Annotated in this window: 21 protein-coding genes; 7 read left to right on the top strand and 14 right to left on the bottom strand. The window is 28.2% G+C overall.

Annotated features, from left to right (window positions below; translation table 11 throughout):
• Positions 1-75: 75 nt before the first annotated feature.
• A complete protein-coding gene (locus F7018_RS06090; RefSeq protein ID WP_150899125.1) occupies positions 76-645 on the bottom strand; it encodes a YdeI/OmpD-associated family protein in 570 nt (189 codons plus the stop codon).
• The gene (locus F7018_RS06085) at positions 645-1,982 is read right to left on the bottom strand and encodes a M28 family peptidase (protein WP_150899124.1); all 1,338 of its coding nucleotides are present in this window, start codon (positions 1,980-1,982) and stop codon (positions 645-647) included. Before F7018_RS06085 ends, F7018_RS06090 begins: the two co-directional genes overlap by 1 nt.
• Before the next feature lie 279 nt (positions 1,983-2,261).
• Between F7018_RS06085 and F7018_RS06080 the strand changes: the two genes are divergently transcribed.
• On the top strand, positions 2,262-2,900 hold the full coding sequence (locus F7018_RS06080) for a WG repeat-containing protein (RefSeq protein WP_150899123.1): 639 nt from the start codon (positions 2,262-2,264) through the stop codon (positions 2,898-2,900).
• Positions 2,901-2,968: 68 nt separating this feature from the next.
• On the opposite strand, the gene F7018_RS06075 is transcribed toward F7018_RS06080, so the two are convergent.
• Together F7018_RS06075 and F7018_RS06070 are read right to left on the bottom strand one after the other, a co-directional pair.
• Positions 2,969-4,300, bottom strand: a complete 1,332-nt coding sequence (locus tag F7018_RS06075) for a hypothetical protein (protein WP_150899122.1) — start codon at positions 4,298-4,300, stop codon at positions 2,969-2,971.
• Between the two features lie 94 nt (positions 4,301-4,394).
• On the bottom strand, positions 4,395-4,778 hold the full coding sequence (locus F7018_RS06070; RefSeq protein ID WP_150899121.1) for a DUF6249 domain-containing protein: 384 nt from the start codon (positions 4,776-4,778) through the stop codon (positions 4,395-4,397).
• Between the two features lie 139 nt (positions 4,779-4,917).
• Here F7018_RS06070 and F7018_RS06065 point away from each other — a divergent pair, with 139 nt between their 5' ends.
• Complete coding sequence (locus tag F7018_RS06065; protein ID WP_150899120.1) at positions 4,918-5,502, top strand: RNA polymerase sigma factor; 585 nt, start codon at positions 4,918-4,920, stop codon at positions 5,500-5,502.
• Entirely contained in the window at positions 5,489-5,902 is a 414-nt protein-coding gene (locus tag F7018_RS06060) for a hypothetical protein (RefSeq protein ID WP_150899119.1), read from the top strand. The genes F7018_RS06065 and F7018_RS06060 overlap by 14 nt, the downstream gene beginning before the upstream one ends.
• Here F7018_RS06060 and F7018_RS18675 read toward each other — a convergent pair whose 3' ends face one another.
• The 8 genes from F7018_RS18675 to F7018_RS06020 all read right to left on the bottom strand — a co-directional run bounded on the left by F7018_RS18675 (position 5,903) and on the right by F7018_RS06020 (position 14,393).
• Positions 5,903-7,075 (bottom strand): nuclear transport factor 2 family protein, encoded by a 1,173-nt coding sequence (locus F7018_RS18675; protein ID WP_217701357.1) that lies wholly within the window; start codon positions 7,073-7,075, stop codon positions 5,903-5,905.
• A gap of 85 nt (positions 7,076-7,160) precedes the next feature.
• A complete protein-coding gene (locus F7018_RS06050; RefSeq protein ID WP_150899118.1) occupies positions 7,161-8,951 on the bottom strand; it encodes a DUF885 domain-containing protein in 1,791 nt (596 codons plus the stop codon).
• Positions 8,952-9,021: 70 nt separating this feature from the next.
• Entirely contained in the window at positions 9,022-10,035 is a 1,014-nt protein-coding gene (locus F7018_RS06045) for a transglutaminase domain-containing protein (RefSeq protein ID WP_150899117.1), read from the bottom strand.
• A gap of 5 nt (positions 10,036-10,040) precedes the next feature.
• Positions 10,041-10,700, bottom strand: a complete 660-nt coding sequence (locus F7018_RS06040; protein WP_150899116.1) for a carboxypeptidase-like regulatory domain-containing protein — start codon at positions 10,698-10,700, stop codon at positions 10,041-10,043.
• A gap of 180 nt (positions 10,701-10,880) precedes the next feature.
• A complete protein-coding gene (locus F7018_RS06035) occupies positions 10,881-11,924 on the bottom strand; it encodes a M28 family metallopeptidase (protein ID WP_150899115.1) in 1,044 nt (347 codons plus the stop codon).
• A 66-nt stretch (positions 11,925-11,990) separates the two neighbouring features.
• Positions 11,991-12,788: an ABC transporter ATP-binding protein gene (locus tag F7018_RS06030; protein ID WP_150899114.1), complete on the bottom strand. Its 798-nt coding sequence runs from the start codon at positions 12,786-12,788 to the stop codon at positions 11,991-11,993.
• Position 12,789: 1 nt separating this feature from the next.
• Positions 12,790-13,824 carry a FecCD family ABC transporter permease gene (locus tag F7018_RS06025; RefSeq protein WP_150899113.1) on the bottom strand — a complete coding sequence of 345 codons (1,035 nt, stop codon included), beginning with the start codon at positions 13,822-13,824 and terminating at the stop codon, positions 12,790-12,792.
• Positions 13,821-14,393, bottom strand: a complete 573-nt coding sequence (locus F7018_RS06020) for a non-canonical purine NTP diphosphatase (protein WP_150899112.1) — start codon at positions 14,391-14,393, stop codon at positions 13,821-13,823. Before F7018_RS06020 ends, F7018_RS06025 begins: the two co-directional genes overlap by 4 nt.
• Before the next feature lie 179 nt (positions 14,394-14,572).
• Here F7018_RS06020 and F7018_RS06015 point away from each other — a divergent pair, with 179 nt between their 5' ends.
• The gene (locus tag F7018_RS06015; RefSeq protein WP_246175053.1) at positions 14,573-15,352 is read left to right on the top strand and encodes a helix-turn-helix domain-containing protein; all 780 of its coding nucleotides are present in this window, start codon (positions 14,573-14,575) and stop codon (positions 15,350-15,352) included.
• A gap of 82 nt (positions 15,353-15,434) precedes the next feature.
• On the opposite strand, the gene F7018_RS06010 is transcribed toward F7018_RS06015, so the two are convergent.
• Positions 15,435-16,274: a coiled-coil domain-containing protein gene (locus tag F7018_RS06010; RefSeq protein ID WP_150899111.1), complete on the bottom strand. Its 840-nt coding sequence runs from the start codon at positions 16,272-16,274 to the stop codon at positions 15,435-15,437.
• A gap of 157 nt (positions 16,275-16,431) precedes the next feature.
• Positions 16,432-16,905 (bottom strand): 23S rRNA (pseudouridine(1915)-N(3))-methyltransferase RlmH, encoded by a 474-nt coding sequence (gene rlmH, locus F7018_RS06005; RefSeq protein WP_150899110.1) that lies wholly within the window; start codon positions 16,903-16,905, stop codon positions 16,432-16,434.
• 158 nt (positions 16,906-17,063) lie between these two features.
• Between rlmH and F7018_RS06000 the strand changes: the two genes are divergently transcribed.
• From F7018_RS06000 to F7018_RS05990, 3 genes are all read left to right on the top strand, one after another.
• Positions 17,064-18,410, top strand: coding sequence for a glycoside hydrolase family 71/99-like protein (locus F7018_RS06000; RefSeq protein WP_175578668.1), 1,347 nt, complete (start codon positions 17,064-17,066; stop codon positions 18,408-18,410).
• Positions 18,411-18,489: 79 nt separating this feature from the next.
• The gene (gene nadC / locus F7018_RS05995; protein WP_150899108.1) at positions 18,490-19,350 is read left to right on the top strand and encodes a carboxylating nicotinate-nucleotide diphosphorylase; all 861 of its coding nucleotides are present in this window, start codon (positions 18,490-18,492) and stop codon (positions 19,348-19,350) included.
• A 205-nt stretch (positions 19,351-19,555) separates the two neighbouring features.
• Positions 19,556-20,002: a TlpA family protein disulfide reductase gene (locus F7018_RS05990; protein ID WP_175578667.1), complete on the top strand. Its 447-nt coding sequence runs from the start codon at positions 19,556-19,558 to the stop codon at positions 20,000-20,002.
• The last annotated feature ends 24 nt before the right edge of the window (positions 20,003-20,026 follow it).

Below are 20,026 nucleotides of genomic sequence, written 5' to 3'. Positions count from 1 at the left end.
ATATGGAAAATTAGTGTTTGTTATTTTTTTCGATGTTAATAATTTGGTAAAATTCTAAGTGAAGTTCTTAAAAAACTATCTTTCTTTTTTGTTTTCCTCACATAATTGAACAATTGTTTCAAGTCTTTTAAGGCGAGTAGCTTCCCTTTTCGCTTGATTAAGCCAGTATAAGTATCCTTTTTTGTATGATTTAGCAAAGTTTTGGTAGTTTTCAAAAGCAGTAGGGTTTTGGTCAAATCTAATTTGTAAATCGTTAGGGATAACTAAATTTTCAACATCATCTAAAGCAGTCCAAGAACCATTCTTTTTAGCAGTCTCAATTTTTTTTATACCGGATGCATGCATTAAGTTTAAAGAAGTAAGTTCTTTGATATATTTTTTATTTACAGCACTCCAGATACTCTTATCTTTTCTAGGGCAAAAATATTGTTGTCTTTTCCCATCACCTAAACTTTTTACTGTAGAATCTATCCAACCAAAACATAAAGCAACTTTAACGGCTTCTTCCCAGCGCATACTTGTTATTTGAGTATCAACTTTGTATAAAATTAGATGAACCCCTGTACTTTTATCATGGTTTTCTAGTAGCCATTTTCGCCATTCAGTGTCAGTTTTAAAATAGTGTTGTGGTATATTTTTGGTCATTATTTTCTTATGATTTTTGAAGGAAAAGTAATTAAGCTTTCATATCCATTTTTACCTATAGCAGCAACACCAAAAAAATAATTATCTATAACAATACCATCTAAAGTAAATTCGTTCAAATTGTTTACATATCTACTGTGATCCCATGTAGGAGATGTGGTGTCTCTCCAATAAATTTTATAACCTTTAGCACCTTCAACCTTGTCCCATTTTAGTTTTACTGAAGCTTCAACAATTCCTCCTATACTAACATTTTTTGGAGCCGTTGGTGCAGAAGCAATACTAGCTAAGTTGATAGCATTTACAGCAGTTAATTTTTTTGCATAATCAAAGTTTACAAACTTTAATTTATCACCATATTCAATCCCATTTTCGGTTCTAATATCTTGGTGTTGTTGAGTGTAATTTTCATGAGCTTCCATAATTCTTACTCCTGCAAATCCAATATCATTAAAAGGACGGTGATGGCCACCACGACCAAACCTGTCTAAACGATAAATCATTTTTGGATTCATTTCTGGCATATACGTTTTAGTAGTTTTATGGATATAACGAGCTAGCTGACGTGAAATTCCATCTACTTCACCACCATAAAAACGTCTAGATCTTCTTTGTCTTTCAGTTTCAGTTGGTGGAGTAGGTTCAGAAAAAATTCTAAAAGTTCTATTATCAATTACACTATCAACTCCTTTAATATTACCAATCATGTCATTATTAATTACACCAATAATATTCCAGTTGTTATTTTTAGCAAAGTTGGCAAACCCTTTACCACCAAACAATCCTTGTTCTTCTCCAGATAACCCAAGGTAAATAATACTATTCTCAAATTTATATTTACTTAAAACTCTTGCTGCTTCTATTGTTCCAGCTATACCAGAAGCATTATCATTTGCTCCAGGAGCATCATCTGTAAAATTATTAGGATCAGATACTCTAGAATCAATATCACCGCTCATAATAATATAATTGTTAGGGTTTTTAGTTCCCTTTTGAACTGCTACTACATTTACTACCCAAACATCTCTAAGTATTCTTTTATTTGTTCCTTTTGTAACTAGATCTTTTTGATAATAAACATCTAAACAATTATTACAATTTCTAGAAATATTTTCAAATTCTGATTTTATCCAACGCCTTGCAGCTCCAATTCCTCTTGTGTTAGATATAGTGTCACTTAGGGTATGTCGAGTTCCAAAGTTTGCAAGTTTAGTTATATCTTTTTCAATTCTTTTAGCAGAAATAGAATCGATAATATCGTAGATGTTCTGATCAGTTTGACTGTATAAATTAAATGTTAAGAATGAACAAAATAGGAGAGTAGTTAATTTTCTCATTTTTTAAGGATTTAGACATCTAAAATACGAAAGAATGTAAATAAAGACGTCTTTAAGCATTCTCTTTAACGCTTTTGAGGTATATGTTTAATTTAAAACTAGAGGTTTTAAAGAAAAGCTTAAAGAAATTATTTGAATTTAATATTAAGCATAGGTTATTGTATTTTATATAAAGAGATAATAAGATAACAATAATTTAAAATGTTAAGATATTGATTTTTAGGTTTTGTGGTTTGTTTTTTTGTTACATTCGCATCTTTAATCCCTAAAAATAGAGTAATGAAATTTAAATTAGCACTGGCGTTTATAGTATTGTCAAGCTTTTATGCCACTTCACAAGAATTTTTTATAGTTAAGAATAGAGAGCTTTATGGTATAGTAAATGACAAAGGAATGGAGATTGTTTCGCCTAAATACCAAAGCATAGGAAATTTTGATGAGATAAAGAAAAATTGGGCAAAAGTAGAGCTTGAAGGTAAAGTAGGTTTTATTGATAAATCAGGAAAAGAAGTTGTAGAAGTAGTTTATGATTTTATAAGCGACTTTGGTAAGTATCATAAGGATTGGGCTTTAGTAAAAGAAAATTCATTTTATGGTTTTATTGATGGAAATGGAAATAAGATTGTAGATACTAAATTTGATGAAATACAAGAGTTTGATAAATACAAAAAAAATTGGGCTTTAGTAAAAATTAAAGATAAATATGGTTTTATAGATAGCAAAGGAGACTTGGTGGTAATTCCAAAATATACAAAGATTGAAGAGTTTGGCGTATACAGAAAAGGATGGGCTAAAATATGTGTAGATAATAAGAAGTATGGTTTTATAAATGAAAATGGTAGAGAAATTGTACCTCCTAATTACGACAGTGTAGAGTTTTTTAAAAAGAAGCAAGGTGTTGTAACCGCTAAAAAATAAGCTTTTATAAAATCACAAAATTAAACCTCATTTTACATGTAAAATGAGGTTTTTATGATTATTTAATATTATTTATTTTTCTTGTAAAACCAAAAAGGAATCGTAATATCTGTTACTTGTAGAGTGTCTTTTTTTCGTATTCTTTTACGTTTTAACCTTAAAATATGCTTTCCTTCTGAAAGTGTTTTGGTCGGGATATATGTTTCAAAACCTACTTGATTTTGTTTGTTTTTACTAATTAAGAAATCTGTATCATATAAAGTAGTATCTATTTGAATCTTGTACATTTCATTTAAAGCTTCAACATATTTAATAGCCAAACTATCTCTCTTTTTACGTGAAATAGATTTTCTACTAGAGAATTGGATTCCTGTTTTAAAACCTCTTTTATCTTCTTTTGGTTTTAAAGAAGGAGTGTAGTTGTATACTCTGTCTTCAACATTTTCATTAAAAACTTTAAAGAATTTGATGTAAGGGTCTGTAATTACCTTTGATTGAATACTAGCATTACTAACAAAATCATTTTCTTTAATTCTTAAATCTTCATACTCTCTATTATCGATATATAAATTAGAGTTAAACTTTGTGCTATCTATATAATTTGACTTTTGAAGTTTAACAGAATTAAAAATAGAGATTACTATATATATTGGAATTAAAAAGAAACTTATTCTTCGTGTAAACTTATTATCTAGAAAATTGTAAACCAGAGGTCTATATAAAAAAGAGAGTGTTAGGTAACTAAATACCCAATAAAAAGGAAAATAAATTTTTGAGAGCCATTTTTTCTTTTTTAAATAACCTTGTGTAATAAAATCAATAAACATAAAAATTGATCCGATCACTAAAAATAACATTAAAACAATACCCAAGAATATTCTAAAACCTTCAGGTAGTTTATCATTTGAAAAAATATAAGTAGCTACTAATATAAAGGAGACAAAAATAATTGTGATAGAGATAACATAAAATATTAACAGAAAAGAAGTAGCAAATAGGACACTACAATAATTTTCTAAAGTAGCCACATATTTATCAAAAGAAACAATTTTCTTTTTTAAATATTTTGTAAAACGATTGTGATAATTTAATTCGTTAAATTCTATATCTCCAGAAATATACCGGAGTCCTAAAGCGCCAATCCATAGCCCTCTCAGAACAACATGTACTAGTAAGTTGAAAATAAGAATATAACAAGCAACTAATGCAACAAGAAGTAACACAAAAGCATATATATGCTTATCGTTTTTAGCAGTTTCTACAGCAATTTTTATTTGAGGAAGCGCGGTAAATAAACCGAAAATAGCAAAACCAGAAATAATAAGTTCTAATTGCCAACTTTCTTGTTGTAGTTTGTCTAGTAGCTGTTTAAAACTTTTGTTTTTGTAGTCGTTACTCATAGTTATTTTTATTTCGTCTTAAAGGTACAGACTTTTTAAAAATAAAAAAACCACTTCGACAAGAAGTGGTTTATGTTATTATTTAGAGTAGTGATTATTCATTGTCTAATTTTTTAGTAAGATTAAATCCAACAAATAGAGCAGCACCAGCACAAAGAAATATTGAAGAAATAAAGAAAACTTCTGAATCAATAGCGTTGCTAGGTCTGTTTACCCAATCACCGCTATATCCAAAGTTAGAACTTAATATAGCACCTAGTAAAACACCAACACCTATACCCATTGCTAATAAAGCTAGGTTTAATACTATAACTCTACCAGTTAAAGTTGATTTTTTTCGTTCTCCTTGCATGAAAATTTTAGCATCTACACCTTTTTCTATTAATGCTAAACGTTCTTTGTTTCTTGTTGAATAGAATAAATAAAAAACTCCAAATATTACTGCGAATAAGAACATAAATACAATTGCTACTTCCATATTATTTAATTTTAAAATGATTATTTTTAATGTGTTTGCAAGTATGACAGAAAGACTCTGAAAAAGGTTACAAAAAAAATAAAAAAAGTTTTTTAAAATACTTGTAACCTTTTTAAATGATGTACAGTCAAAGAATGAAATGACTATTAATAACGACCAAACATATATTGATAAAGTATTAAAAGGTGATACTAATGCATTTTCTATTTTAGTAGAAAAGTATAAGGGGATGATATTTACTTTGGCATTAAAAATGTTAAAAAGTAGAGAAGAGGCTGAAGAAATTTCGCAAGATACTTTTATTAAGGCGTTTAAAAATTTGAATAAATTTAAAGGAGAAGCAAAATTCTCTACATGGTTGTATAAAATAGGATATAGAGCTTGTTTAGATAATTTAAAAAAGAACAAAGAAAAATATAAAACAGGAACAATAGACGAGATAACGATAAATAAAATAAAATCTACAGAAGGTATTTTAGAAGGTATAGAGAGAAAAGAGCGAGCTGAAATTATAAATACTTGTATGATGAGTTTACCAGAAGATGAACGATCTATTTTATGGATGTTTTATTTTGAAGAATTAAGTTTAAAGGAAATTATTGAATTAACGGAGTTTTCTGAATCTAATGTTAAAGTGAAATTACACAGAGCTAGAAAAAGATTGTTAACTATCGTAGAAAAAAAAGTAGAACCTGAATTAATTAAGCATTATGGGAGAAAATAAACATATAGAGGAGTTAGATGCTTTTGCAAAAAAATATATACAAGAAATAGAAGAAGAACAACCTTCATTAGATTTTACTTCTAACTTAATGAATATTTTAGCCAAGGAAGAAAATGTAGCCTTATACAAAGCAACACCATTAATATCTAAAAAGGCTTGGGGTATACTTCTTAGTATTTTAACAATTAGTATTTTTTATGTTTCAAAAGGAGCATCTTTAAGTTGGGTAAAAATGCCAAAGATTAAATTTGATTATTTTACAAAGTTTCAGAATTTTAATTTTTTAGAAGGAATTACAATTTCTAATACAGTATTGTATACTTGTTTCTTTTTTACACTAATGATTTTTGTGCAAATTTATTATCTAAAAAATCACTTTACTAGGAACCTAAATATGTAATTATCTAACAAATCTAACAGTACTAATTTTCCCATTGGTAATTTCATAAATAGCAACGGCTTTAAATTTATTTCCATTAGCAGTTACAAGTTCTTCATCTATAACAACATTACCTTTTACTACTCTATTAAGGATTTTACAGTGTAAATCTTTTGTTTTTTCAAACATAGGAGCGTAACGCTTTCTCATTTCTTCTATGCCTTCGTAATTTAGTTGGTTAGGATAGGTGTATACTTTTACATTTTTGGCATAAGGTTTTAAAAATGCATCAATATCTCTTTTGTTATATCCATCTAATTGCTCCTGAGCTAAAATTTTAGGAGAAACTTCAGCAACTAATGCTAATTTATTACCTTGTTTATTAACCATTATTCTTGAAATATTATTAATGTTTTCATTTTTAAATCTATGAAATATAGACCATTGTTTATCCGTTTTTGGATTAAACTTTAAAATCATATTTTTATAAGCAGCAAGTATGGTTCCATTTGGTAGCCAACATACGTCTTCGCTTGTTCCTGTTTTTGCAAGTTTTTTAGTTTTTTTGCTTAAAGGATCAAGTGACCAAATTTCCCATTGTTTTCCCTTTTTTTTCATAAAACTAACAAGATTGCTATTAGGAATTTTATGGAAAGAACGTCCAGTTTGTTTGGTTATAAAGATGTTTTTTTTCTTTTTTAAATCACTTATGAAAAGTTGAAGACTATCGTTTACAATTACAGATGAAATAATAGTATTTTGGTTATACCACATAGGATATGCAACAACTAAATTTTTGATTAATTCTTTAGGGATTCCAGATTTAAAATTATACTGATAAAATCGTTGTAAACCATCTTTATCTAGACGTACAGCAGAAATATTTTTGGAATTAGGAATACGTTGGGGAGAGTATTCACCACCATTTGCTGTATTACTTACAAAATTCTTCTTACCAGAATTAATATCATATTTTAAAATATCAGTTTGTCCATTTCTACTAGAAGAAAATAGAATAGTGTTTTCATCGTAAAAATGTGGTTGACTATCATATCCTTTATTATTAGAAATATTTTTCCCATTAGAAACAATCCATTTATCATTTTCAGATTTTATATCAAATAAATGAACTTCAGTATTGATTTGAGCATAAGTAATAGAAGAAATAAAAAAAGATATGAATAGCTTTTTCATGTTTGTATAAATTTTGAGTTTTAAAAATACAAAATCCTCTTTTGAAAACTCAAAAGAGGATTTAAATTATATTGAAATTGAATTTTTATTTTTGAGATGCTATCCAAGCATTGATTTTATCTTCTAATAAAGCTAAAGGTATACATCCTGTTTCTAACACTTGATTGTGGAATTCTCTAATATCGAATTTATCGCCTAATTCTTTTTTAGCTTTAGCTCTTAATTCTCTAATTTTTAATTGACCAATTTTGTAAGAAAGTGCTTGTCCTGGATTAGCCATATAACGCTCTATTTCAGAAATAATACTGGCTTCACCTTCAGCTTCATTATCTAAAGAATATTGAATAGCTTTTTCACGAGACCAACCTTTAGCATGCATACCAGTATCAACAACTAAACGAATGGCACGGTGCATTTCCATACCTAACATTCCAAAATATTGATAAGGATCTGTATATAATCCTAACTCTTTACCTAAATTCTCAGTATATAACGCCCATCCTTCACCATAAGCACTGTACCATAAAGTTTTTCTAAAATCAGGTAAGTCTTTATTTTCTTGAGTTAGTGAAATTTGATAGTGATGTCCAGGAATAGCTTCGTGTAAGAATAAAGCTTCGTCTGAAAAAACATTGTACTTCGAAGCATCAGGAATAGGGGTGTAAAAAACACCAGGACGAGTTCCGTCTAATGAACCTGGATTATATTCGGCACTAGCAGATGCTTCTCTAAATTTCTCTGTTTGTTTTACCACAAAAGGAGTTTTTGGTTTGTTACCAAATAACTTTTCTAATTGTGGCTTCATTTTTTCATGAATCGCATTGAAGTTATCGATAATCTCCTTTGGAGTAGTATATGGCATTAATTCTTTGTTTTCACGAACAAAATTGAAAAATTCTTTTAAGCTGCCTTTAAAACCAACTTGCTCCTTTACTTTTTCCATTTCAGTTAAAATACGAGCAACTTCTTTCAATCCTAATTCATGGATTTCATCAGCAGTCATATTTGTGGTAGTATAGTTTTTAATAGAATGATCATAGTAGGCTTTTCCATTTGGAATATCAGATATTCCACTACTTTCTCTTCCAGCTTTTAAATAATCTGTTTTTAAGAAGTTATACATTGATTTAAAAGAAGGTATTAACTTGTCTTTTAACACATTTGTATATGCTTCCGTTAATTGTTTTTTATCTTCATCGGAAAAGCTATCAGGGAATTTATTTATTGGAGAATAAAATAAGTTTTCTTCTATTTTTGTAGTGGCCAAACCTTCAAATTGAGGAATTACTTTTTTTATTAAAGAAAGCGGAAGTACATATCCTTCTTTAATTCCTTGCTTCATTCTTTCTTTAGCTGAAATTAACCAAGTATTGTATTTGTTTAATCTACTTAACCAATTTTCGTAATCTTTAACTGTTTTAAAAGGCTGAGCACTACTACCACTACCTAATGTACCCATTGTTAAGTTAACGGTCCACATTTGGTTAATAGGCATTAATAAATCGTTTTTAAAGCTATTTTGAGCCAATGCCATATCGCAATCCCAAGCTAAAACAGCTTTGCTCATTTGCTGACTTTTTGTTAAATCGGCATCTTTAAAATTGTTTAATTTAGCTTTATAAGAGTTGTAAAACTCGTTGCTTTTTGTTTGGTATTCATCAGACAATGTATTTGGAAATTGATCATTAAAACGGTTGTCTCCAGCAAAAGTTGCATTAATAGGGTTTAACTGTAATTTACCTTCATTGTAATCTTTTAAAAGCTGATTAAATTCAGTATTTTCTGATACAATTTTTTTTACTGCTTCTTTTTTTTCTTGCTTACAAGAAGCTAGCAACGTAGCAAAAGTTACTATAGTTAAGAAGATTTTCTTCATGATTTTGTTTTTTGATTGCTAACAAATATACCAAAAAGAAAAGCCAAGAAAAGTTAAAAGGTTTTACTTTTTAACTTTTCTCATCATCAATATTTATAATATACGAAGCAACAATATCATTATTTATTTTTAAATGAACATCATAATTCCCACCTTTGGTTGGACAGTATTTAAAACTGATAAAATCATCTTTATTTTTAAAATCATAAATATTTAACTTCTTTTCTTTTTGATTATATGTACAGATTAATGATATCTTTTCTGAAAAATGATTATTTAACAACTTATACTTAAAAGTTATGGGGATATTTTTATTTGTATTTATTTTCATTACTACAGGAGTTAAAGGAGATATTTTATATTTAAATATTTCACCATAAACTATAGGAGCTTCGACAAATGAATTTTCAGTTAGTTTAGAAGAAAGTTGCCATTTTTTCTTTAAAGGATAGTGGTTTTTATTAAATAAATCAGGGTGAGTTAAGAAATAACCATCGTTATAATCTTGTATAAACTGTCTTTTTTCATCTATATAACCGCTAGACCAAGTAGCATCACATAAATACCATTTTCCATCTAAATTGACAGCATTCCATGAATGATTTGGAATTTTTAAAGAGTTCATATTTGATGTAACTGTTCTACCATAACCATCAATAATTCTACATTCAATATCAACTATATTAGCCATTTCTTTAATTAGATATGCATAGCCTGTACATATTGTTCTTTTTTTATTAATTAATGTTTTAAAAACTTTTTCTTTATAAATTTTATTCCAAAGATTTAAAGAAATACTGTCTTTTATCAGTTTTTTTCTATTTTGGATTACTTTTTTATATATAGGATAATCAACTTTTACATTATTTGAAACCCAACTATAAATAGCTCTAAATTTTTCAACATCAGAATTTAATTTATGAGTTAGCTTATAACAGAGAAGAGGAAGATTTATTAAATTTTCTCCATGATTTAGTTTAGCAATATTATCGGCTTTTGTAAAGTCTATATTTTTAAAATCAGAAACTTGTGATTGAATAATTTGTGAAAAAAGAATAAAAAATAAATAGAAAGTTTTTTTCATAGAACTTATTTAGATTTAAAGATTTTTTTTACAGAAACTTCACCTAATAGCATACAAGAATCAGGTTTCATTTTTATTTTTAAATTAATTGTTGATTTGGAGTTTTTATTATCGATTATAACTTTTCGAGATTCTAAACCTATAAAGCTAAAAATTAATACATCACCTTTTTTTAATGGTTTAGGAAATGTGAAATTTCCGTCAAAATCAGTTTCTACACCAATGTTAGTTCCCCGTAAAAGAACGTTAACTCCAGGTAAAGCACCTCCTTCATCTGTAACAATTCCTTTCACTTGAATATCCCTTTTTTCTTTATTTTGAGTAATTCTTTTTTTATTATCAGAAGAATCTTCTTTTTGAGCATAAAGAGAATTAAGTGAGAAAAATGAAATTAAAGAAAAAGCTATTGCGCTAAAAAAAGTATGTTTTTTATTTTTACTAAAAGAAGTTGGGTAGTTTGTTAATTGACTTTTATTAAATTGGCCACAAATTTTTTTAGAGTTATTGCTGTTAATATAGTTAGAAATTTCTTTAGAGTTCATTTTAGAGAAATCGATGACTTCTTTTTTACAGGTTTCACAAAATCCGCCTAAAGATGTTGATTTGAATTGATTGAAGTTTTCATAACAAGGTTTGTTAATACTTAAATTGAATTGATTTTTCATAATACTAATTTTTATGGTTTATGTAATAATATCAAACCTAAAGTTTATTAAGATGGTAAAAAATCAATAATTAGTTAACTGCTTTTTTTTGTAAGTGAATTGACTTTTTTATTTAGATAAATAGAATAAAAAAACTCTTCAATTAATTGAAGAGTCTTTTTTCTATAAAAATAAAATTAATTATTTTGTTGTATCTGCTTTGTCAACAACAATACGGTTCTCACGATTCGCAACTTCCCAAGCAGTATGGAAAACTAAACGAGCTCTATTCTCTAACATTTCATAATTAATTTTGTCAGGGGTATCCGTTGGTTGGTGATAATCGGCATGTGTCCCATTAAAATAAAATATAATAGGAATGTTGTGTTTTGCGAAATTATAGTGGTCAGAACGATAATAGAAACGATTAGGATCGTTTTCATCGTTATATTTATAATCTAAATCAATGTTTGTATATTTTTTATTCATTGCCTCAGATATATTATGTAATTCAGTACTTAACTTATCAGCTCCAATTAAATATACATAGTTAGGGTTTCCTTTGTGGCGATCGTCAACTCTACCTACCATGTCAATATTTAAATTTGTAACAGTATTAGCTAATGGAAAAATAGGGTTTTCTGTATAGTATTTAGAACCTAATAAACCTTTTTCTTCGCCTGTTACATGTAAAAACAAGATAGAACGTTTAGGTCCTTTACCAGCGTCTGCAGCTTTTTTAAATGCCTCAGCAATTTCTAAAATGGCAACAGTACCAGAACCATCATCATCAGCACCATTGTAAATTTCTCCATTTTTTACACCTTCATGGTCTAAATGAGCAGAAATAACTACAATCTCATCAGGTTTTTCACTTCCTTTAATAAAAGCAACTACGTTTTCAGAATCTTTTAATTTCATTCCTCGACGATTATTACTTAAGTAAGCAGAAGGAACTTCTTGGAAATAATCATCACCTCCTAATGGAGATGCTATGCCTGTGTTTACATAAAAATCTTTTAAATATTTAACAGCTTTTTTCTGACCAGGTTCTCCTGTATCACGTCCTTCAAATTCATCAGAAGCATATACAAATAAATGTTTTCCAAGATCTTTGGCTGTAATGGTTTTTGCAAATTTCTCAGCATAATCTATGTTTAAATCGCTATCAGTGCTTGCAGTTTCTTTACTAGCTCCACAAGCTACAAGGGCAGCAGTACCTGCGACATAAAGTAATTTTCTCATTAATAATTTAATTAAAGTTTTAGTTTGATTAGTTTTTTGATAACATAATGTTACTTAGAGTCAAATTTAACTCTTCTTTATAATGAACTGTTCTAATGTTTTGTTAAAACTTATAAGCTCTTTTGGGAACAATTCTTCAAAGGCACCTTGTCTAATTAATTCTTGTGATGTTCCATTATGTATTTGTTTTTCAGAGAGTAAAATAAACTCGTCAGCTAACTGAATTGCTAAATTTACCTCATGAGTAGAAATAATAATAGTTTTATTGGTGCTTTTAACTAGTTTTTTTAACAGAGAAAACACCTTAAAAGTATGGTGAATATCTAGATGGGCTGTAGGTTCATCTAATATGATAATTTCGGTATCCTGTGCTAAAGCTCTAGCAATAAGTACACGCTGTAATTGCCCATCACTTAATTCATGAAATAGTTTATCTTTTAAATGTACAATTTCTGTTTGCTCTATAGCCCAAAGGATTTTTTTTAAATCGTTTTTAGATAATTTATCTATCCAATTAGTATAGGGCTGACGGCCTAAGGCAATTAGCTCAAAAACAGTTAGTTGGCTTTGTGGTAAGCGTTCGGTTAAAACTAAACTTAAAGAAGTTGCTAATTCTTGATAAGAATAATTAAGGATGTTTTTTTGATTGATTTCGATAGAACCATCCAATGGTTTTTGTACTTTAGAAAGTGTACGTAATAAAGTAGATTTACCAATTCCATTTTTACCTAATAAAGCAATAAATTTCCCTTTTTCTATAGCTAAATTTATGTTAGAAGTAACAATAGTTTGTTTCTTTTTGGTTTGATAGCCTATGGAAAGGTTTTCAGTTTTAAGAACGATATGTTTATTAAGGTTGGTCAATTTATACGTATATTTTCTTTTTTCTAATTAAAAGCCAAATTACAATAGGTGCTCCAAATAAAGAAGTTATAGCATTAATTGGTAATGTAAATTCGCTTGTAGGCAATTGAGCTATAGAGTCGCAAATTAATAAAATAATAGCTCCAATTAATGCCGAAGCAGGCAATAATGTTTTATGATTAGATGTAGAAAAAAATATTTTTGCTATATGTGGAACCGCTAATCCTATAAAGGCTATGGGGCCAGAAAAAGCAGTAATAACTCCAGTTAGTAAACTTGTAATAAGTAATATAATAGTTCTACTTCTCTTAATGTTTATTCCTAAGCTTTTAGCATAATTTTCACCTAATAAAAAGCTATTTAGAGGTTTAATAACTGTAAATGTTCCTAAAACACCAACTCCATAAATTATCCCAAAAATAGTGAGTTCAGTCCAGGTCAAATTTCCTAAACTTCCAAAACTCCAAAACATATATTGTTGTATTTGTTCAGCTTCACTAAAATAGGATAGTACACTTATTATAGCTGAAGTTAAGGAGCCAAACATTAGACCAATTATAAGGATAGACATAGTGTTTCGAACTCTATTGGCAGCAATAATAACTAAAGTTAAAATTAAAAAGGAACCTAAACTAGCAGCAACAGCTGTTCCCCAGCTAGAAAAAGCAAGTGCTGTGAGAAAGTTTCCAAACAAGCCAGCTCCTAAAATAAGTAGTGCAACACCTAAACTAGCACCTGAGGAAATTCCTAAAACAAACGGACCAGCTAATGGGTTTCTAAATAAAGTTTGCATTAATAATCCACAAATAGATAACCCAGAACCAACCATGATGGCTGTAATAGCTTTAGGTAATCTAAAATTTAAAATGATAGTTTGCCAGCTATCTTTAGAGGCAATACCGCCAGTTAACGAATTGAAAATATCTTTAAAGGGAATGGAAACAGATCCTAAACTAATGTTTAAAAACAAGAAAATGATTAGTAAAACAAATAGCAGTAAAAAATATTGTGTATATGTTTTCTTACCTTTTATCATTTCTTTAAAAAATCAACAAGTTTTTGAATAGCTAAACCTCGATGACTGATTTTATTTTTTTCTTCTGAAGTCATTTGAGCAAAAGATTGTTTATATCCTTCTGGTTGAAAAATTGGATCGTAACCAAAACCTTTTTCACCTTGTTTTTGAGTTAAAATTTCACCTTTGCAAATACCATTAAATAAAAACTGTTCTCCATTTAAGTTTAAACAAATAGAAGTTCTAAATTGAGCTAGTCTGTTATTTTCACCATCTAATTCAGTTAATAGTTTTTGCATGTTATTTTCTGCGTTTGCAGGTATACCAGAATAACGAGCAGAGTAGACACCTGGAGCTCCATCGAGACTTTCAACTTCCAAGCCAGTATCATCAGCAAAACAATTAAGCTTAAATTTTTGTGTAATATAATTAGCTTTAATAATTGCATTTCCTTCTAAAGTAGTTGCAGTTTCTTCAATATCATCAAAACAATTAATGTCTTTTAAAGAAAGTAATTCAATAGAATTTGGAAGCATTTTTTGTACTTCGGCTAGTTTGTTTAAATTGTTTGTAGCGAAAACAAGTTTCATTTATTGCGTGTTTGTATTAACAAATGTATCATTTTTTATCATCTTTGTAATTAATATTTATAGTTTTTATAAAAAAAGAGAAAAGGCTGAAGGTGTTGTAAATAAAGGAAAGTCGTATAAATGTCGGGTTAAAATCAATTAAAAAGTTTCATTAAAAAGAAAATCAAAAGTAACATTGTATGAGAAATGAAAATTTACTTACCATGAAACAGCCAGAATTAGGAAAAAGGATTTTAGAGTTAAGAAAACAAAAGGGGCTTACTCAAGAAGAACTAGTAGAAAAATGTAATATTAATGTTCGAACTATTCAAAGGATAGAGGCAGGTGAAACAACTCCAAGAAGTTTTACAATAAAAACAATTTTACAGGCATTAGATGCAGATATAAATACCTTTAAAGAAGACACTGAATTAACTATTCAAGACCGAAATGTATTGAATTTAGCTTGGGTGTTTGGAATAGTATATTTTGTTTTTGGTTTTATAGAAACAATTGCTGATATATATCAATTTACAGAAGATACATCAACTTTAAACAAAGTATTATACACAGTTGTTAAAGTAATTTCTTCTGTGGCTTTTGTAATTTTCTTTACAGGTTTTTTAAGAATAGCAAAAATATATACTTACAAGTTATTAAAAATTGTAGTTTATGTTATGATGATTGCTTACGTAGTTTCAGAAATACATGATATATTTCTAATAAATTCATCTAATGAAACGATAATTATAACGGGAATAGTAGAGTTTGTTGTTTTTGGAGCTATCCAAATTATTTTTGGATTAAGTTTATTAAGATTGAAAGATAAATTAGGAACCTTGATTCAGATAAATGGAATTATGGAAATAATAACTGGGGTTTGCTTGGCTACCATTGTTCTAGCGTCTCTTGGAGCTGTTTTTTTAATTCCTACAGTCGTAATAGAAGTAATTGTACTATATAAGTTAGCAAAAAAGTAGCTGAGAACTTAAAATAAAAGAATAAAAAAAGCGAAACTTTATTCAAATAAAGTTTCGCTTTTTTGTCAAATTAAAAGTTGTTTTAGCCTTTTAATTTGATTAATTCTGCTTTTTTAGCATCTATTTCACTTTGAATTTTGCTTAAACGCTTTTCAATTTTAATAATAATAGATTCTTTACGAGAAATACTTTCTTTAGAAGTTGAAGGATCATTTTTAGCAGCTTCTAACTTTGCTTTCATTTTATCTAAACCTTCTTTACTACTAGTTAAAATCTCTTCATTAATACTAATATCGTCTTCTAAGTCACTAATTAAAGTACTTTTTTCTTTAATGATAGATTTCTCTTCAGCTTTAATTTGATTATCTAACTCTTTTAATTTCTCAGCTTGTAAGCGTAAAGCTTCTTGTTCTTTTAAATAAGCAAGTTCCTTAGCTTTACGTTCTTCTTCAAGTTTTTTACGAGCTGCTTCCAATTTTTGTTTACGAGAAGCTAAATCATTTTGATCATTGTTTGCAATTACAGGGTTTCCTGTTTCTTGATTACTTGAAGTGTTTTTAGGTGAGTTTCGCTTAGTTTTTCTAGCTAGTTTTCTTTTTAAAGAAGCTACTCCTTTTTTTTGATTTTCTAATTGAGCATTAAGTTTACTCAATCTAGCTTGCATATTTGCAACAATCTTTTCTTTTCTATTTACTTCTTTTCTTGTTGCTTTTTTACTGTTTTTAAAATCTTCTAAATTTGCTTTTACACGTTTTAAAGCTTTAACACCACTAACTAAAATTTCTTCGTTAGCACTAATTTGATTCTCTTTATTTTTTATCTCTGTTTTTAGCTTTTTGATATCGTTTTGAGCAGAAATTTGCTGTAAACTGAAAAAATTCACAAAAAAGATAAAGGTTACTAAAAATTTTAAATTTTTCATTTTAATTATTTATTGTATTTTTCTAGATATTTTTCAAGGGGCGACAAAATTATACTTTTTTTTACAATACCAAACACTTTATTAATGAATATATTAACCTTTTTTTTAAAAGCTTTAAATGAAGATAAATAACTGTATAAGAAAAGGTAAGGCTATGTTATTCATGATGATACGGTTCGTTTTTTAAGATAGTAAAACCACGATAAAGTTGTTCAACTATAAATAAACGAATCATTTGATGAGAAAATGTCATTTTAGATAACGATATTTTTCCTTGAGCTTTTTGATAAACAGCCTCAGAAAAACCATAAGGACCACCAATTACAAGTACTATTTGTTTAATTCCTGAATTCATTTTTTTTTGAAGAAATTGTGAGAATTCTATAGAGGTAAAATGCTTTCCTTTATCATCAAGTAAGATAAGTTGATCCGTATTTTGAAGTTTCCCTAAAACTAACTGACCTTCCTTTTCTTTTTGCTGAGCTTCACTCAGGTTTTTAACATTTTTGATATCAGGGATAATTTCCAATTCAAATTTCACGTAATGTTTTAATCTTTTTTGATATTCATCAATAAGTTGAATTAGATTTTTATTATCGGTTTTACCAATAGCAAGTAATTTTATTTTCATTATTAATTGTTTCTAAAGACAAAATTAAATCAAAAAAAGACATTTTTTTATACTGATAAAAAACTTTTTTTAAATATCTTTATAATAGCTAATTGTTTGTTTATTAAAAAGTTAAAGAAAAAATGAAAGTACGTTTATTAAAAAAAACGTTACTTGTTTTGTCGATTTTATTCGCCATTTCATGTAACGAAGAAAGCCTAGTTGAAGAAAATAAAAGTTTAAAAGAATCCCCCGAAAAAATAGATTACTATAAGGATTGGATGAAAAACTTAGGAGATTATGATTTAGAAAAAATTATTGATGAAGAAGAAAAAAAGATGCTAAGTCGTAGTAGTACAGTACCAAAATCAGCAAAAAGAACTTCCGAAAAACCAATATTAGTACATTATATGCCTTGGTTCAGATCTTTAGATGTAGATGGAGCCTGGGGGCAACACTGGACTATGACCAATAAGAACCCAGATATTATTAATTCAGAAGGAGAAAGAGAAATAGCTTCACATTATTATCCGTTGATAGGACCATATTCAACAAAAGATAAAGACTTACAACAGTATCATTTATTATTAATGAAATTGGCAGGAGTTGATGGGGTAATTTTTGATTGGTATGGAAAAAGAGATGTATTAGATTTTGAAGAAATTAAACAAGGAATGGAAAGTTTTGTTTCGGAATTGGACAAAACTAATTTAGATTTTGCAGTAATGTATGAAGATAGGGTGGTGAGAGAACAAGCTAGGAGTTTAACACAATTACAAATTAACCAAGCGATAGGAGACCTAAGATACATAGAAGATACATATTTATCCAAAGAAAATTATGCCCGTATAGATAATAATCCATTATTAATGATTTTCGGACCTAGTTATATTGATGATCCAGCTGATTGGAATACCATTTTAAGTTCAATAAACACTAATATGAGTTTATTGTCATTATGGAACGCAACTAATACATTGGGGAGCGCTAACACATCTGGAGAATATGCATGGATAGATAGAAATCATCTAACTACATTGTCAGGTTATTATTTGAATAATGTTGATTTTAACAGGGAAATTGTTGGAGGAGTAGCTTATCCAAGATTTGACGATTTTTATATAGAAGGAGGATGGAAATCGCCAACAGATGATGATTGGAGTATAGAAGGAAGAGGAATTGATGTATTTAAAGAATCGTTTGATGAATCATTAAGACATCCTGTTGATTTTATCCAGATAGCTACATGGAATGATTTTGGAGAAGGAACACAAATAGAACCGACTAAAGAGCATGGTTTTTCTCATTTAGAATCATTACAAGAGTATACTCAGACGACATACAAAAAAGGAGATTTAAGAATACCATACTATATCTATAAATTAAGAAAACAGCATTCTAATAATTATATGGTAAAGTTTTTAATGGATGTGGCTCATTGGTATGCAATGAATAATAGACTAAAAAAAGCAAAGCGTTTGGTATGTATAACCATCCATTATTTTGGAGGTGATTTTTCGCAATAATATTACACTTTGAACTTTTTATATAGTATTGCCTAATTCTTGATGAAAATAGTATTTTTACATCAAGAATTAGAGTACTATGATTTCAAAAGAACAATTTAATAAAGAGTTAGATTTAATTATAAAAAATGCAATACGAGAAGATATAGGAGATGGTGATCATACTTCGTTATCTTGTATACCATCTGATGCAACTGGAAAAGCAAAATTACTAGTAAAAGACAAAGGAATAATTGCAGGAGTAGAGTTTGCTAAAAAGGTTTTTAGTTATGTAGACGAAACCTTAGAAGTGGAAACATTAATCAATGATGGTGATGAAGTTGAATATGGAGACATTGTTTTTTATGTTTCAGGAAAATCACAATCTATTTTAATGGCAGAGCGTTTAGTATTAAATGCTATGCAACGTATGAGTGCTATTGCAACAAAAACTAAGTTTTTTGCAAACTTATTAGAGGGAACCAAAACCAAAGTATTAGATACTCGTAAAACTACTCCAGGTATACGTGCATTGGAAAAATGGGCGGTAAAAATAGGTGGAGGAGAAAATCACCGATTTGCTTTATACGATATGGTTATGATTAAAGATAATCATATAGATTTTGCAGGGGGAATAACTCAAGCAATTACCAAAACTCAAAAGTACTTAGCGGAGAAAGATTTAGATATTAAAATTATAGTTGAAGCCCGTAGTTTAGAAGAAATTGAAGAAATTTTATCAAATGAAGGCGTATACAGAATTTTAATAGATAACTTTAATTATGAAGATACACGTAAAGCTGTAGCGTTAATTGGTGATAAATGTTTAACGGAATCTTCTGGTGGAATCAATGAAAAAACAATCAGAGAATATGCAGAATGTGGAGTTGATTTCATTTCATCAGGAGCGTTAACGCACTCTGTTTATAATTTAGATTTAAGCTTAAAAGCTGTAGATTAATCAATTGAATAAAGTACAAGAAACCTTGTAAATAGGTTTCAATAGTGTTAAAAGATTAAAAACTCAAGGATGTAATTATAAATTATGCTTGAGTTTTAATATGTTTGCTAAATATTATTAATATAAAATTCCCTTATCTCCAATGAAGAAAAAATTACGTATATTTTTTACATGTTTATTAATGTTTAGTTCCTGTTTTCAATTAATGAGTCAAAAAATTGATGTAGGAAGTAAAGCTGTTGATTTTACAGGATATGACGTGAAATCAAAAAAACGAATTAAATTATCTCAGTATAAGAACAAGAAGAATGTATTATTAAACTTTACAGCAACCTATTGTGGACCTTGTTGGAAAACATATCCACACATGGATAAACTTCAACAAAAGTATCCTTCAGATTTAAAAGTAATTTCTGTGCATGGAGATGAAAAAAAGGATACTTGGTATAAAATTGCAAAACGTTTAAAAATAGATTTTAAGAGTGCAACAATTTGGAATGTTGATGAAAAGGAAAAAATAAAGAAGATTTATGATATAGATCAATATCCTGTTTTCTTTTTAATTGATAAAAAAGGAATTATTGTTGACAGATGGGTTGGTAATAAGAAAAAATATATGGATTATTCAGTTAAATATTTAATTGAACCATAGTTTAATATTTTAGTGAAATCCTGT

This window comes from Tenacibaculum aiptasiae (genome assembly GCF_008806755.1).
GTDB lineage: Bacteria > Bacteroidota > Bacteroidia > Flavobacteriales > Flavobacteriaceae > Polaribacter > Polaribacter aiptasiae.
The sequence above is the reverse complement of the archived record's forward strand: the minus strand, read 5'-3'. Positions and strand labels throughout refer to the sequence as shown.